Consider the following 13,238-nt stretch of genomic DNA (forward strand, 5'->3'; position numbering starts at 1 on the left):
GGCGGAGCGCGCCCCCGGGAGGGCCCCCGAGCCCCGCTGAGGAGCGCGGGGAGCCGTTCCGCGCGAGCGGCCCCCACCCGGCCCCCGCCCGGCCCGCCGCCGGGGCGGCGCCCCGGCGGCGGGCCTCACGCCTTGAACGCCTCCGGCCGTTCCGGGGACGCCGCCGCCAGGGCGCGGGTGATCTCCTCGACACCGCCCTTGTTCCCGTACACCGGCGTGTCCGGCTGCTGCCGCCAGGACTCGTCGATCCCGCCCGCGTCCACCGTGTCGAAGCCCAGCTCGTCGATGAGCTCGCGGACCAGCCGCTTCGCCGCCGCGTCGTCCCCGGCCACCGGCAGCGCCATCCGGCCGGGGGCGCCCTCGGGGAGCGGCCTGCCGAGGATGTCCTCCGCGTACGTACCGTTGAACGCCTTGATCACCGGGTGCCCGATGCGCCGCTCGGTCCAGCGGCTCTCGGTCAGCCCCTCCTCGACCTCGGCGATCCGGCCGTCGCGCTCCTTGGGGTAGTAGTTGCCGGTGTCCAGCACGGCCACCCCCTCGGCCGCGCCGTCCAGGAACCCGGCGGGCAGGTCGGCGACGTTCTTGAACGGGATGGTCACCACGACCAGTTGGGCCCCCTCGGCGGCGTCGGTCACCGCGGCGGCCCGGGCGCCGGTCTCCTCGGCGAGCGCGGTGAGGGTGTGCGGGCCGCGCGAGTTGGCGATGGCCACCTCGTGCCCGAGCGCGGTGAGACGGCGGGCGAGGTTGCCGCCGATGTTGCCCGCGCCGATTATGCCGATCTTCATCGAACTCCCCCTGCGGTGTGGTGCGTTGCGGTGCGCCGGGTGCGGCGCGGTGATCGACAACCGACGGGTGCGGGGAGTTATTCCACCGCCGACGGGGGCCGCGGGCGGGCGACGAGGACCGGAGAGGGCGACGCGAGCCCGGCGGGGGCGGGGGTCGGGCGGGCCCCGAGGGGCGCCGCCAACTGCCCGACCACTCGGAGTCCGCACACTTCGAATCGATTCTTCGATCAATATGCCGATCCCTCGCACACCAGATGTTCACCCGCATTTTGGCCAATTACCGCACCTCGCTTGCACGTCCACATCGACTACAGTAAATTGGCGCCATATTTATCGGCTTCACTGGGGAGTGAGCCATGCCGAGTGCGGCGGAATGCACCGGGTCGGATCTCTGCGACGAGGTATCCGGAACCCGGGACACCACATTCCTGCGCATTTACGAGGGCGAGCCGCCGAGCCGGCTGATCCGTGCGACCGAGAATTTCCGATTACTCGTCGACCTCTCCCCCATGACCCTCGGCCATTTGTTACTGCTTCCCGTTGCCCATTATTTCAGCTTTGCCCAACTGGTCACCGACTTCCCCGCCGAACTGGAAAGCATGCTCGGCACGCTCGAACCGATGTATCGAGAAACTTTCGGTGAATTCACCCTCCTTGAACACGGCTCGTCGCCCGGTATGCAATCCAGCGCCTGCATCTCCCACGCCCATTGGCACGTCCTCCCCGTGGACGGCCGCCGCCTGGACCGGCTCATCGTGGCCGACGGCCTCGGCACCACGGATCTGACCGGCGTGGAACAGCTGGCCGCGTTCGGCGGCATTCCGTACTTCATGTGCTGGCACGACGCGGGCCTGCGGGTCTACCAGCCCCGGCGCCCCCTGCGCAGCCAGTACCTCCGCTCCAAGGTCGGCGCCCTCGTGGGCATCGCCGACCCCCTGTGGGACTACGCGCTCGTGGTCCGCAAGGAACTCTTCCGCGAAACCGTCGCGCTGACGTCCTCCTGGGGCGCCCCGGCCGACCCCGACCCCGACCGAGCCCGCCCGGAGGCCAGGCGTGACTGAACTGTCCCTCTCCATCGACGGCCCCACCGCCAGCGGCAAGAGCACCCTCGCCACCGCACTCGCCCGGGAGCTGGGCCTGGCGTTCCTGGACACCGGACTCACCTACCGGAGCCTGGCGTTCGCGCTGGACCACGAGAGCGCCGGGACGCTCGCCGCCGACCTCGGCTCGCTCCTGGTCCACCGCCCCGAGGTGTACGCGCGCGACGGCCGCGGAGTCCCCCTGCAGCGCCATGTGATCCTGTTCCGCGGCCAGGACATCACCGACCGGATCCACCACGCCTCGCTGGACGGCAACCTTAGGGCCGTCGCCCAGAACCCCGCCTGCCGGGCGGCGATCCTGGAACTGCACCGGTCGATCGCCGAGAAGCACCAGAAGATCGTCGCCGTCGGCCGCGACGTGGCCACCTCGCTCCTGACCGGTGCGAGCCTGCACGTCTACCTCACGGCCAGCGAATCCGTACGCGGTGAACGGCGCCGGGCGCAGTACCGGAACAATCCCGACCGCTCCATCAAGGTCGGTCCCGCCACCGCGCTCGACCTGGAGAACCGCGACGCCATCCGGGCCCTGCCGAATTCGCTGGACCTCGACTCGACCTATCTGCCGGTGGACGCGGTGCGCAGAGCCACCCTGCGCGAGCTCGGGAAGTACGCGGCATGAGCGGCGGCCCCGTCCACTCCGACGAGCCCACCCGGGTCCAGCAGCTCGTCAACGCGTTCCTGACCGGCCAGTCGGGCCGGAATGTCGGCGCGGACGGCCTCGACGTCGAACTGACGGCGGGCGCCGACGCCAAGGACGACTGCGCGGTATATGAATTCCACACCCCCATGTCCCTGGTCGTGGGCTCGGACTATGTGCGCGGCCCCAAATTCGCGCTCTACGAGATGGGCCTGCTCTCCGGATTCGACATCGGGTACTACCTGGCGATCGCCAACATCAGCGATGTGGCCGCCATGGGCGCCACCCCGATCGGGCTGCTCAGCGTCGTCCGCTATCCCCACGAGGTGGACGACGCGGAGTTCCGCGAGATCGTCGCCGGAATCCACCAGGGCTGCACGGACTGCGGCACGCTCAACGTCGGCGGGGACATCGGCAACGCCGAGCGGATCATCCTGTCGGCCACGGCGTTCGGCGTCTGCCGGCCGGGCGGGGCGCTGATGCGCGGCGGGGCGCGCCCCGGTGACCTGCTCTGCGTCACCGGCCCCTGCGGCCTGCTGGGCGCGGCCGTCGCCTACTTCCCCAAGCGCGACACCTTCGCCCGGAGCCTGTCGGCCGAGGTGGAGAAGCGGCTGCTCGACGGCTGGAAGCGGCCCCGGGCGCGGGTCGCCGAGGGCCGCGTCCTCGGCGGGCGGGGCCATGCCACGGCCTGCCAGGACACCTCGGACGGGCTGAAGGCGACGATCGAGCAGATCATGCGGGCGAGCGGGGTGGGGTTCCGGGTCGTCGAGGACGAGGTGCCCGTCGACCCGGCCGTCGAGCAGGTCGCGGCGCTGATGGGCGTGGAGCCGCTGGCCCTGGCGATGAGCGCCTCAGCGGACTTCCAGCTGGCGTTCACCGTGCCGCCGGGCGCGCTGGAGAAGTGCCGCACGGATTTCGCCGACGCGGGTCTGGAGTTCCATGTGATCGGTGAGGCCGACGAGACCGGGCGGGCGGAATCCATCAACCGCCACAATGCCGTGCGGCCCCTTCCCGGCGTTGCCTGGAAACATCAGAAAACGGACATCAGCCTTCTGGTCGCGGAGCGGCCCGCGGACTAGCGGATTACCCCGTCAATTGCCCGGGTCACAGACCGGCCGGTAGCCCCTACACTGGCCGGATGAGGGCCTTGACCGCCAAGATCCTGGACCGGTTCACGCTGCTCGCGGCCAGCATATGCATGGTGGCCCGGCAGTACGATTTCCCCGACCGACAATTCTGGACCGGAATCTCCGACGAACACGCCTACGTCATTGTCGTCCTGATATGCGTGATCGGACTTTTCGGGGCCTTCACGCCGTTCCAGGCGTTCTCCGGGCGGCATGGCGTGGAGCGGCGCTCCGCCATCCGCCAGGAAATCCTCACGCATTACGGGAAAATGGTCTCGCTGGGCATTCACGCGCACCCGGCGATCGAACTCCAGGACCTGGGGCTGCACATCTGGCGCATTCGCCGGTCGCTGCGCCATCCGCTGCACGGCTGCCTCCAGCGGGTGGCGACCTACCGGCTCGGCAGCACCCCGGCCACCCGTTCGTTCGCCCCTCCCCGGGGGGTCGGGGTGGTCGGGCTGTGCTGGCAGCGGAACGCGGAGGTCTCGGTCGACGTGGCGAAGCTGGCGGCCGACCTGAGCGACCGGGCGAGGTTCGAGGCGTACCGGACGGCGCACGGCGCCGCGGCCGTGATGGGGTTCACCTGGCCGGAGTTCCAGCGGGTGAGCCACCGCGGCGCGGTCTTCGCCAGCCCGATCAGGGGCGCCGCCGGTGCCTTCCGCGGCTGCATCAGCGTGGACGCGAGCAGCGGGCACGACGCGCTGGACGTGCCGGACTTCTGGCACGAGGTCAATTCGCTCTGCTCACGGCTCGGCCACGGCGGCCTCGACGACATCTGAGCCGACGCGCGCCCGAGGGCCGACGCGTCCGGGGCACCGGACGGGCGCGCCGCGCTACCGCCGCCCGGCCGCCGGTTCCACGGCCGGTTCCGCCGCCTCGGGGGCCTTGGGCATCCACTCGTCGGGGTCGCAGTTGGGCACGGCCTTGCGGATGCCGCCGCGCGGGTCCTCCACGTCCCCGAAGTGCCGGGGGATCAGATGGATGTGCAGATGGTCGACGGTCCGCCCGGCGGCGCGGCCCTCGTTGATGCCGATGGTGTACCCGTCGGGGTGGTGCTCGTCCGAAAGGCTTTCCTGCGCCGACCGGATCAGCGAGTAGGCGTCCTTGAGCTCGCGCGCCGTCAAATGGAAGAACGACTCCACATGCCGCTTCGGGACGATTTCCACATGCCCCTCGGCCGCCGGGAAGTTGTCATAGCGCGCATAGAACGTCTTGTTCTCGTTCATGATGCGGTTGAGATCGGGGTTGTCCTGTTCACAGAAAAGACAAGTGCCGTTCCCGGGCTGCCCGTTGTCGGCCGCTTCGCCGGACTCCGCCCCGCTCGGACCCGACCGATCGAAGAGACGGCGCACGATCCGCCCCAGTCCCTCTTTCGGTGCGGGTGACAACGCGAAGGGCATTTGATCGGCTCCTCTTCATTTGGTCGTACAGGCTCGGGGCCGGCAGCAGCACCGTCGAGTAACGTGCAAGAACGGTAGCGAAATCGCCGACGCCACGCCAGCGATTCCACCCCTTTCGGGGGTAAATCGCGGGGACGACCTATGCGGGGAACGTTTTCGGATCGTGTTTCGAGCGCCGGTCGGCGGCCCGCGTCAGCGCGGGCCGCACGCCGTGCACGGGGTCACTTGTTGAGGGACGCCCAGAACTCCTCGAAGGAGAGCTTGCCGTCGCCGTTGGCGTCCTTGGCCCGGATGATGGCCTGGGCCACGGTCTCGGTGACGTGGAAGTCGCCCAGCTGAGCCATGACCTGCTTGTACTCGGTCGCCGTGATCTCGCCGTTGCCGTCGACGTCGAGCTTCGCGAACGCCTTGCGGGCCTCTTCGATGTCCGCCACTGGGTCCACCCCTATCTTGGTGCGATTTTGACGGGGGCCAGACTAACCGGCCGCGCCCCCCTGGGCTGCGGCGGCCGTTCGCCCGGCCGCGGGCCCGGGGACCCGGACCGCCCGGGTGGCGCGGCCCGCGGTGCCCGCGGCGGCGTACGGGGGCGGGCGGCGGGCTACCGTCCGGTAGGAGCGACGGCGCCGCTGATCACGGGCCGCGTTGACTCAAACCTCCGGTCCGCGTTTCGTGGCGTCGAGTTCCCGCCAAAAGTCCGGGACCCCCTTCCCTACGCTCCGCCACCGAGCGCTAACTTCTTGCTGTCGCCGCCACACCGGGAGCACAGGGCTCCCAGGGACTCGCGGCGCTGGGGCGATTCAGGAGTGACTGCCACCACTGAAGCAACCACCACCTTCACCGTCCGGCCCTTCACCCGCAGCTGCCGGCTCATCTGGGACGAGGGCGATCACGTCCTCATCGGAGTGAGCCCCGGGAACAGCTACTTCAGCGCCGACCGCATCGCCGGTCTGGTCCGCTGGGCCGCCACCCGCTTCGACCGGGTCGACCTGGTCTACGCCGACCTCCATGTGGACCGGATGTTCGCGACGCTCGGCTACGACGACGCACACGCGCGGCGCCGCGCCGCCAAGGAGCTCAAGGCGGTCCGCAGGAGGATCGTGCGGGGCGTCGAGGAGGCCGCCCGGCCGGACCTCCAGGTCGGGGTGCACGCGCTGTCGGAGTTCGCCGGGAACCAGGTGTACGACCTGCTGCACCGCCGGGTCCGCCACTTCCTCGCCACCGACGGGGAGTTCCGCACCGGCTGCGAGGACATGGCCGGGGCGTTCCTGGCCGGGAAGTCCGGGGGCGCCCGGCCCGGCGAGGCGCAGACGGCCGCCTGTCTCGACTACATCGCCGCCGAGCTGCCGTTCTTCCTGGACACCCCGGGCATCCTGGGAGTCCCCTCGTCGGTCTCCTGCTACCACTCGCTGATCCCGCTGACCGAGCTCCTCTACGCCAGGGGCGGCGGCCTGCGGGCCTCGCGCAACCAGGCGTACGCGGTGGTCCGCCCGCACCCGGCGGACGCGGAAGGGGTCGCCGCATGAGCGCCGGACCGCTGCTGGACTTCCCGCTCGACCGGCGCGGGGACGTGCTGCCCGCGGAGTGCGCCGCGCTGCGCGCCGCGGAGCCGGTCGCCCGGGTGCGCACCCTGACCGGCGACTCCGCCTGGCTGGTGAGCAGTTACGCACTGGCCAAACGGGTCCTGGAGGACGACCGGTTCAGCCTCAAGGACACCGCGGCCCCGGGCGCGCCGCGCCAGTACGCGCTGACGATCCCGCCCGAGGTCGTCAACAACATGGGGAACATCAACAGCGCGGGGCTGCGCGGCGCCGTGATGAAGGCGCTCAACCCGCGCACCGACGGGCTGCGGGAGTGGCTGCGCGGGCGGGCGGACGCGTTGATCGACGGCCTGCTGGCCGAGGGGCCGCCGGCGGACTTTCGGGCGGGGTTCGCCGACCCCTTCTCGGCGGCGCTGCACTGCAAGGTCGTCGGGGTGCCGTTCGCGGACTGGCGGCGGCTGATGGCGGGCCTGGACATCGCGTTCATGACCAGCCCGCACGCCTTCGAGGGCTCCCGCCTCAACTGGTACAAGGACCTCGGCTACATGGTCGACCGGCTCAACGCGCCCGAGGAACAGCGCTCGGGGCTGCTCGGCCGGCTCGCCGAGCTGCGCGCGGAGGAGGAGTCCGCGCACCTCACCGACGAGATGCTGGCGACGGTCGCGGTCTCGCTCTTCGGCGCGGGCGCGGTGTCCACCTCCGCGTTCCTGGTCCTCGCGGTGCTGGCGCTGCTCCAGCGGCCCGAGCTGATCGGGTATCTGCGCGAGCACCCGGAGCGGATGGGCCGGGCGGTGGACGAACTGCTGCGCTGGAACCTGTCGATCGGTGACGGACTGCCCCGGCTGGCGACCGAGGACGTCCGGGTCGGCGAGGTGCTGGTGCGCCGGGGCGAGCTGGTCCTCGTCCTGGTCGAGGGCGCCAACTTCGACCCGGAGGTCTTCGCCGACCCCGACCGCCTCGATCTGGACCGGGAGGTCAATCCGCATCTGTCGTTCGGCGCGGGCCGGCACTTCTGCCCGGCCACCGGGCTCGGCCGGGCGCACGCGGAGATCGCGCTGACCGCGCTGGTGGAGCGGCTGCCGGGGCTGCGGCTCGCGGTCCCGCCGGAGCAGCTGGTGTGGCGCACCGGGTTCATCAAGCGGCTGCCGGAACGGCTGCCGGTGCTCTGGTGAGACACGGCCGCCCCCGCGGGAGGTCCCGCGGGGGCGGCCGTGCGTGCGTCCGGGACGGTTCAGCGGAAGATGCCGGTGTGCCCCAGCGAGTAGCGGCCGGGCTGCGGGTAGACCGCGAGGCCGTGCGGGCCGGAGCCGACCGGGATGCGGGCGATCTGCCGTCCGGTGGTGGTGTCGATGGCGTACACCTCGGAGTTGTAACGCCCGGACAGCCACAGGACCTTGCCGTCGGCGGAGACGCCGCCCATGTCGGGGCTGCCGCCGTCGGGCAGCTGCCACTTCTTGGTCAGCTTGTTCTTGGTGAAGTCGAAGATGGAGATGGTGCCCTCGCCCCGGTTGGAGATGTACATCTCCTTGGAGTCCCGGCTGATGTACAGGCCGTGGCAGCCCTTGCCGGTGGGCAGCAGGGTCGGGGTGCTGAACCGGTCGCCGTCCAGGACCCACATGCCGTGGGCCATCATGTCGGCGACGTAGAACGTCTTGCCGTCCGGGGACATCTTGACGTCCTGCGGCATCGCCCCGTCGAACGGCAGCTTCTGGTGGGCGATGACCTGCATCTTCTCCGTGTCGACCTTGAGCAGTTCGCCGGAGAACTCGCAGGAGACGATGAAGTAGCGCCCGTCCATGGAGAAGTCGGCGTGGTTGACGCCGGCGCAGTGCACGGGAACGGTCTTGACCCGGTTCATGTTGACGGGCTCGCGGAAGACCAGCTCCCGGTCCATCGACGCCATCACGACCGCGTACTTGCCGTTGGGCGTGAAGTAGAGGTTGTACGGGTCGGAGACCTCCACGGTCCGGCCGGTCTTGCCGGTGGCCGGGTCGATGGCGGTGAGGCTGTCGCCCAGGTCGTTGTTGACCCAGAGCGTCTTCATGTCCCAGGACGGCACCACGTGCTGGGGCTGGTGCCCGACCGGGATGGTCTCGATGACCTTGTACGTCTTGGGGTCGATCACCGACACCGTGTTGGAGTTGGTGTTGGGGACGTAGACGCGTTCGAGGAAGTGCTTCACGGCGGGCTGGAGGGCGTTCGGGCGGTCCGCGGCGTAGGCGTCCTTGGGGTCCAGGACCGGCGGCATCCCGGGCAGCCCCTGCGGCACGGCCTTCCTGGGCGCCGGGGGCGCGGCGGGTTTGGTGCCCATGGCCTCGGTCCCGCCCCCGTCCGTGGGCGAGCCGCAGCCGGCGAGCGCGGCGAGAAGGAGGCCGCAGAGCAGCCCGGCGGTCCTCTTGGTGGCGGTCAGCATCAGGTCAGCAACTCCGTGGTGGTCACCGCGCGCAGTCCGCGGCGGTCGAGTTCGGCGAGGAGGACCGGCAGCGCGGCGACCGTGTCCGCGTAGCCGAAGTGCAGACTCACCACGGATCCGTTGCGGATCCGCCCGGTGACATTGCGGGTCACGGCCGAGGCGCCGGGCGAGGTGAAGTCGAGCGAATCGACGTCGTACGACAGGACGTGCGGGTACCCCGCCCGCCGGGCCAGTCTCTGAACGAGCGGCGTCGCGTACTGGGCACGGGAGGGGCGGAACCAGCTCCCGATCGAGCCGGTGAGCCGGCGCAGCCGGTCCGCGCAGCCGGTGATCTCGGCGTACGCCTCCGCCTCCGGCAGCGCGCCGATGTCGATGTGGCGCTGGGTGTGGTTGCCGAGGTCGTGGCCGCCGTCGAGGACGCGCCGGGCCATCCCCGGGTGCTCGTCGAGCCAGCTGCCGACGGCCAGCACGGTGACACGGGCCCCGGCCCGCTCGGCCTCGGCGAGGAGGGCGGTGGCCTGCCGGGGGTCGCCCTGGCCGTGGAAGGTGAGGGCGACCCGGGGCCGGTCGCGCGGTCCGCCGGCGATCTGGGCGGGCTGTCCGGGGAAGGCGCGCGGCGCGGGGGCGGTGCGGGCGGTGCCGGGCCGGGCGGAGGCGGCGGGGGTGGCGGAGCGCGCGGTGGTGGCGGGCGGCGCGGTGCTCCCGCCGCTCTCGGCGCAGCCGGTCGCGAGGGCTCCGGCGACGGCCGCCCCCGCCCCGGCGCGCAGTGCACTGCGGCGGTCGACCCCACGGGGCGTTGGATTCAGCACATGGACATTTAAGTCGGGTTGGGAGCGGAAGGTAATGATTGAACCAATTGAGGACCTTTGCGTCGTCGGGGACGCGCCGTGCCGGACAGCGGCCGGTTCGATGAATCACTCATGCAGTTCGATAGTTATTCACCATTTGAAAGGTGAGTGCTCTACCTCACCTACGATTCACAGCTAAACTGTGGCGATATGTGGACGTTTATCCGAGTAAGGACTTTTGGCGTGAAGGCCCCCCGTCTGCCATAGTCGGAGACACGACCCCTCATTGACCCGAGCCCGGTCGTCTTCTGTCGCCGTGGATCACACCCCCTTCGATCCACGGCGGCGCTCCGCAGAGGCCCCCGCAGATCCGCCGCATCCGGCAGACCCGGGGGCTTCGGCGCATCCGGGGCCCGACTGCGCCCCGCCGCCCCGAGCCCGCGCCCGGCGGCCCTAGCGGTCGGCGACTCTCATCTCGAACCAGGTCGTCTTGCCGCGCGGCAGCAGATCCACGCCCCAGCGGTCGGAGAGCTTGTCGACGAGGAAGAGCCCGCGGCCACTGGTGTCCATCTCGTGGACCGGCATCAGGCACGGCAGCCCCCGCGAGGGGTCGCGCACCTCGATCCGGATCCACCCCCGGCGCCGCAGCATCCGCAGCCCGAAGGCGCGGGCACCGGTGTGCCGGACCGCGTTGCCGACGAGTTCGGAGACGAGCAGGATCGCCTGTTCGGCGAGGGCCGGGGAGAGCGACCAGTGCCGCAGTATCACGCACTGGGTGAGCCGTCGCGCCGTCGCCGCGGACTCCGGGCGGGACGGCAGCCGCACCTCCGACTCCGTCGGGTTTCCGAACAACTCCATTGCCTGGAGCGCCCGTTCGTCCTCCACGGCCGGTGTCCACCGCGCCGCGGTCGCGCCTGCGCGCTGCCGCGGTTCCTCCACGCCCTCCAGCCCCGCCATGGACCCATCATGGCTTCCCGGAGCGCCCCGCGGGGCCGTTCCGAGGGAAAACGGCCCCCGGAACCAGAGGTTCCGGGGGTCCCGCTCAGCATATGCCGACGGCAGTGGATCTCGGGCAAACCGCCCACGAGCTGCGATGACGGGCCGCAACGGACTGATCACCAACGGTTCACACGCCGTCGTACTTAAGGTTCCTTTAAGGCCAGGCTAATCCACCCGCAGGGTGTACGCCCGGCCGCCAACCCCGTACGGGTCAGAGGAACTTGGCCTTGCCCGGGCCCTCCTCGACGAAGCTGCGCATGCCGCGCTCGCGGTCCTCGGTCGCGAACAGCCCCGCGAACCAGTTCCGTTCGATCGCGAGGCCGGTCTCGATGTCCGCCTCCAAGCCCGCGTCCACGCACTCCTTGGCGGCGCGCAGGGCCAGCGCCGGGCCCTGCGCGAGCTTCGCCGCCCACGCGTGCGCCTGCTCGTACACCTGGTCCGCCGCGACCACCCGGTCCACCAGGCCCAGCGTCAGCGCCTCGTCGGCCCTGACCATGCGGCCGGTGAAGATGAGGTCCTTGGCCCGGGACGGGCCGATCAGCCGGGACAGCCGCTGGGTGCCGCCCGCGCCGGGGATCAGGCCGAGCAGGATCTCGGGCTGGCCGAGCTTGGCGTTGTCGGCGGCGATCCGGAAGTCGGCGCAGAGCGCGAGTTCACAGCCGCCGCCCAGCGCGTAGCCGGTGACGGCGGCGACGACGGGCTTGGGGATGCGGGCGACGGCGGTGAACGACTCCTGGAGGGCGCGGGAGCGGAGCACCATCGCGGTGTGGTCCATCTCCTGCATCTCCTTGATGTCCGCGCCCGCCGCGAACACCTTCTCACCTCCGTAGAGCACCACGGCCCGTACGTCGGCGCGGCGGGTCGCCTCCTCGGCGAGCTCGCGCAGCCGGTCCTGGATCGCGATGTCCAGGGCGTTCATCGGGGGGCGGTCCAGGCGGAGGGTGCCGACGCCTTCGGAGACTTCGAGGGTCACAGTCATGGCGCCAGGTTAGTGCGCGTTAACGGCAACGGACCCGGTGCCGTGTGTCACAGCACCGGGTCCGCCGCGCGCGGGCGCCCGCGCGCTACTTGGTCCACTCCGACCAGGGCATGTTCCAGCCGTTGAGCCCGTTGTCGGGCTGGATCTGCTTGTCCTTGGAGTTCTTCACGACGACCACGTCACCGATGATCGAGCCGTTGTAGAACCAGGCCGCCGGGGTCGAGGGGTCGCCCGCGCCGCGCGCGTCCCGCAGCCCCACGCAGCCGTGGCTGGTGTTGCTGTTGCCGAACACCGAGGGGTCGCCCCAGTAGTTGCCGTGGATGAAGGTGCCGGAGCTGGACAGGCGCATCGCGTGCGGCACGTCCTTGATGTCGTACTCGCCGCCGAAGCCCACGGTGGCGCCGTTCATCCGGGTCACCTCGTACTTCTCGCTGATGACCATCTGGCCGTTGTACGTGGTGTTCGCCGGGGAACCCGCGCTGATCGGGATCGTCTTGAGGACCTTGTCGTCGCGCACGACGGTCATGGTGTGCGCCGCCGCGTCCACCGTGGAGACCTGGGAGCGGCCGACGGTGAACTTCACCGTACGGGTCTGCTTGCCGTAGACGCCGGGGCGGCCCTCGACGCCGTCGAGGTTGAACTTGACGGTCACCTTGGTGCCGGGCGCCCAGTACTTCTCGGGGCGGAAGTCCAGGCGGTCGTTGCCGAACCAGTGGCCCTCGACCGGCACCGACGGCTCGGCCGTGACCTTGATGGCCTTCTCGACGGCCCCCGGGTCGGTGATGCCGCGGCTGAAGTTGATGGAGACCGGCATGCCGACGCCGACGGTGGAGCCGTCCTCCGGGGTGTACTGGCCGATGAAGGTGTTCTTCGGGACCAGCGTGGTGAACACGGTGTCCTTGGCGGACTCCCGGCCCTGCTCGTCCTTGGCGACGGCGTGGACCTTGTACTTGGTGGCCGATGCCAGGTGCTGGTCCGGCGTCCAGCCCGCGCCGTCGGCGGATATCTTGCCGGCCACCGCGTTGCCCTTGGTGTCCGCGACGGCCACCGCGGTGAGCCTGCCCTGCGCGGCGGATATCTTCAGCGCGCCGCTGGTCGCCACGTCGCTGGCGCCGTCCTTGGGCGCCACGGTCACCACCGCGGCCGACGCCTTGGTGTCCTCGGCCGCCTTGCCGGCCGCCTTGCCGTCACCGCCGGCGGAGTCGTCCCCGCCACCGCACGCGGTGGCGAGCAGAAGCAGCGCCCCCAGCGGCAGAGCCAGCAGGCCGCGCTTGCCGCGCCGCCGTCCCGCCGCCCTGTCCGGAGCCCCCGATATGTGCTGCCCGTTCACGACTGTTCTCTCCCCTCGCACGGCCTGGTTCACGCCACGGCCCGCACTGGTCCTTCACCCCCGCGCGCGTCCTCGCGCGCACACGGTTGCTTAGGTAATCACACCGGACCCGCACGTATCGCCTCGCGAATGTCACCGTTCA

Annotated in this window: 14 protein-coding genes; 6 read left to right on the top strand and 8 right to left on the bottom strand. The window is 70.8% G+C overall.

The genetic code is table 11. The features are described from left to right. Positions 1 to 125: 125 nt before the first annotated feature. Complete coding sequence (locus AB5J87_RS10905) at positions 126 to 839, bottom strand: NADPH-dependent F420 reductase (RefSeq protein ID WP_369383464.1); 714 nt, start codon at positions 837 to 839, stop codon at positions 126 to 128. Between the two features lie 302 nt (positions 840 to 1,141). Between AB5J87_RS10905 and AB5J87_RS10910 the strand changes: the two genes are divergently transcribed. Genes AB5J87_RS10910 through AB5J87_RS10925 form a run of 4 tightly spaced genes read left to right on the top strand, consistent with a single transcriptional unit; the run spans position 1,142 to position 4,428 of the window. Then, a complete protein-coding gene (locus tag AB5J87_RS10910) occupies positions 1,142 to 1,846 on the top strand; it encodes an HIT family protein (protein ID WP_369376194.1) in 705 nt (234 codons plus the stop codon). Next, positions 1,839 to 2,504 carry a d(CMP) kinase gene (locus tag AB5J87_RS10915; RefSeq protein WP_369376196.1) on the top strand — a complete coding sequence of 222 codons (666 nt, stop codon included), beginning with the start codon at positions 1,839 to 1,841 and terminating at the stop codon, positions 2,502 to 2,504. The genes AB5J87_RS10910 and AB5J87_RS10915 overlap by 8 nt, the downstream gene beginning before the upstream one ends. Further along, the gene (thiL, locus tag AB5J87_RS10920; protein WP_369376197.1) at positions 2,501 to 3,601 is read left to right on the top strand and encodes a thiamine-phosphate kinase; all 1,101 of its coding nucleotides are present in this window, start codon (positions 2,501 to 2,503) and stop codon (positions 3,599 to 3,601) included. The genes AB5J87_RS10915 and thiL overlap by 4 nt, the downstream gene beginning before the upstream one ends. Before the next feature lie 59 nt (positions 3,602 to 3,660). Then, on the top strand, positions 3,661 to 4,428 hold the full coding sequence (locus AB5J87_RS10925) for a hypothetical protein (RefSeq protein ID WP_369376198.1): 768 nt from the start codon (positions 3,661 to 3,663) through the stop codon (positions 4,426 to 4,428). A 54-nt stretch (positions 4,429 to 4,482) separates the two neighbouring features. On the opposite strand, the gene AB5J87_RS10930 is transcribed toward AB5J87_RS10925, so the two are convergent. Then, positions 4,483 to 5,049, bottom strand: coding sequence for an HIT family protein (locus AB5J87_RS10930; RefSeq protein ID WP_369376199.1), 567 nt, complete (start codon positions 5,047 to 5,049; stop codon positions 4,483 to 4,485). A 221-nt stretch (positions 5,050 to 5,270) separates the two neighbouring features. Continuing rightward, positions 5,271 to 5,483 (bottom strand): EF-hand domain-containing protein, encoded by a 213-nt coding sequence (locus AB5J87_RS10935; protein ID WP_369376200.1) that lies wholly within the window; start codon positions 5,481 to 5,483, stop codon positions 5,271 to 5,273. Between the two features lie 369 nt (positions 5,484 to 5,852). Here AB5J87_RS10935 and AB5J87_RS10940 point away from each other — a divergent pair, with 369 nt between their 5' ends. Both AB5J87_RS10940 and AB5J87_RS10945 read left to right on the top strand, forming a co-directional pair. Further along, positions 5,853 to 6,572 (top strand): tRNA-dependent cyclodipeptide synthase, encoded by a 720-nt coding sequence (locus AB5J87_RS10940; protein WP_369376201.1) that lies wholly within the window; start codon positions 5,853 to 5,855, stop codon positions 6,570 to 6,572. Further along, complete coding sequence (locus AB5J87_RS10945; RefSeq protein ID WP_369376203.1) at positions 6,569 to 7,759, top strand: cytochrome P450; 1,191 nt, start codon at positions 6,569 to 6,571, stop codon at positions 7,757 to 7,759. Before AB5J87_RS10940 ends, AB5J87_RS10945 begins: the two co-directional genes overlap by 4 nt. Positions 7,760 to 7,818: 59 nt before the next feature. Here the strand turns inward: AB5J87_RS10945 and AB5J87_RS10950 are convergent, their stop codons facing one another. From AB5J87_RS10950 to AB5J87_RS10970, 5 genes are all read right to left on the bottom strand, one after another. Continuing rightward, complete coding sequence (locus AB5J87_RS10950; protein ID WP_369376205.1) at positions 7,819 to 9,000, bottom strand: YncE family protein; 1,182 nt, start codon at positions 8,998 to 9,000, stop codon at positions 7,819 to 7,821. Beyond that, positions 9,000 to 9,806 (bottom strand): polysaccharide deacetylase family protein, encoded by an 807-nt coding sequence (locus tag AB5J87_RS10955; RefSeq protein ID WP_369383466.1) that lies wholly within the window; start codon positions 9,804 to 9,806, stop codon positions 9,000 to 9,002. Before AB5J87_RS10955 ends, AB5J87_RS10950 begins: the two co-directional genes overlap by 1 nt. 435 nt (positions 9,807 to 10,241) lie before the next feature. Further along, the gene (locus AB5J87_RS10960; protein WP_369376206.1) at positions 10,242 to 10,745 is read right to left on the bottom strand and encodes an ATP-binding protein; all 504 of its coding nucleotides are present in this window, start codon (positions 10,743 to 10,745) and stop codon (positions 10,242 to 10,244) included. Positions 10,746 to 10,998: 253 nt separating this feature from the next. Beyond that, complete coding sequence (locus tag AB5J87_RS10965; RefSeq protein WP_369376208.1) at positions 10,999 to 11,766, bottom strand: enoyl-CoA hydratase/isomerase family protein; 768 nt, start codon at positions 11,764 to 11,766, stop codon at positions 10,999 to 11,001. A gap of 85 nt (positions 11,767 to 11,851) precedes the next feature. Then, the gene (locus tag AB5J87_RS10970; RefSeq protein ID WP_369376209.1) at positions 11,852 to 13,096 is read right to left on the bottom strand and encodes an Ig-like domain-containing protein; all 1,245 of its coding nucleotides are present in this window, start codon (positions 13,094 to 13,096) and stop codon (positions 11,852 to 11,854) included. Between the last annotated feature and the right edge of the window lie 142 nt (positions 13,097 to 13,238).

It is taken from the genome of Streptomyces sp. cg36, from assembly GCF_041080675.1.
In the GTDB taxonomy this organism is placed as follows: Bacteria; Actinomycetota; Actinomycetes; order Streptomycetales; family Streptomycetaceae; genus Streptomyces.

Coding starts and splice junctions, on each gene's coding strand:
- AB5J87_RS10910 (WP_369376194.1), top strand. CDS start 1,142: ATGCCGAGTGCGGCGGAATGCACCGGGTCGGATCTCTGCGACGAGGTA.
- thiL (WP_369376197.1), top strand. CDS start 2,501: ATGAGCGGCGGCCCCGTCCACTCCGACGAGCCCACCCGGGTCCAGCAG.
- AB5J87_RS10925 (WP_369376198.1), top strand. CDS start 3,661: ATGAGGGCCTTGACCGCCAAGATCCTGGACCGGTTCACGCTGCTCGCG.
- AB5J87_RS10930 (WP_369376199.1), bottom strand. CDS start 5,049: ATGCCCTTCGCGTTGTCACCCGCACCGAAAGAGGGACTGGGGCGGATC.
- AB5J87_RS10945 (WP_369376203.1), top strand. CDS start 6,569: ATGAGCGCCGGACCGCTGCTGGACTTCCCGCTCGACCGGCGCGGGGAC.
- AB5J87_RS10950 (WP_369376205.1), bottom strand. CDS start 9,000: ATGCTGACCGCCACCAAGAGGACCGCCGGGCTGCTCTGCGGCCTCCTT.
- AB5J87_RS10960 (WP_369376206.1), bottom strand. CDS start 10,745: ATGGCGGGGCTGGAGGGCGTGGAGGAACCGCGGCAGCGCGCAGGCGCG.
- AB5J87_RS10965 (WP_369376208.1), bottom strand. CDS start 11,766: ATGACTGTGACCCTCGAAGTCTCCGAAGGCGTCGGCACCCTCCGCCTG.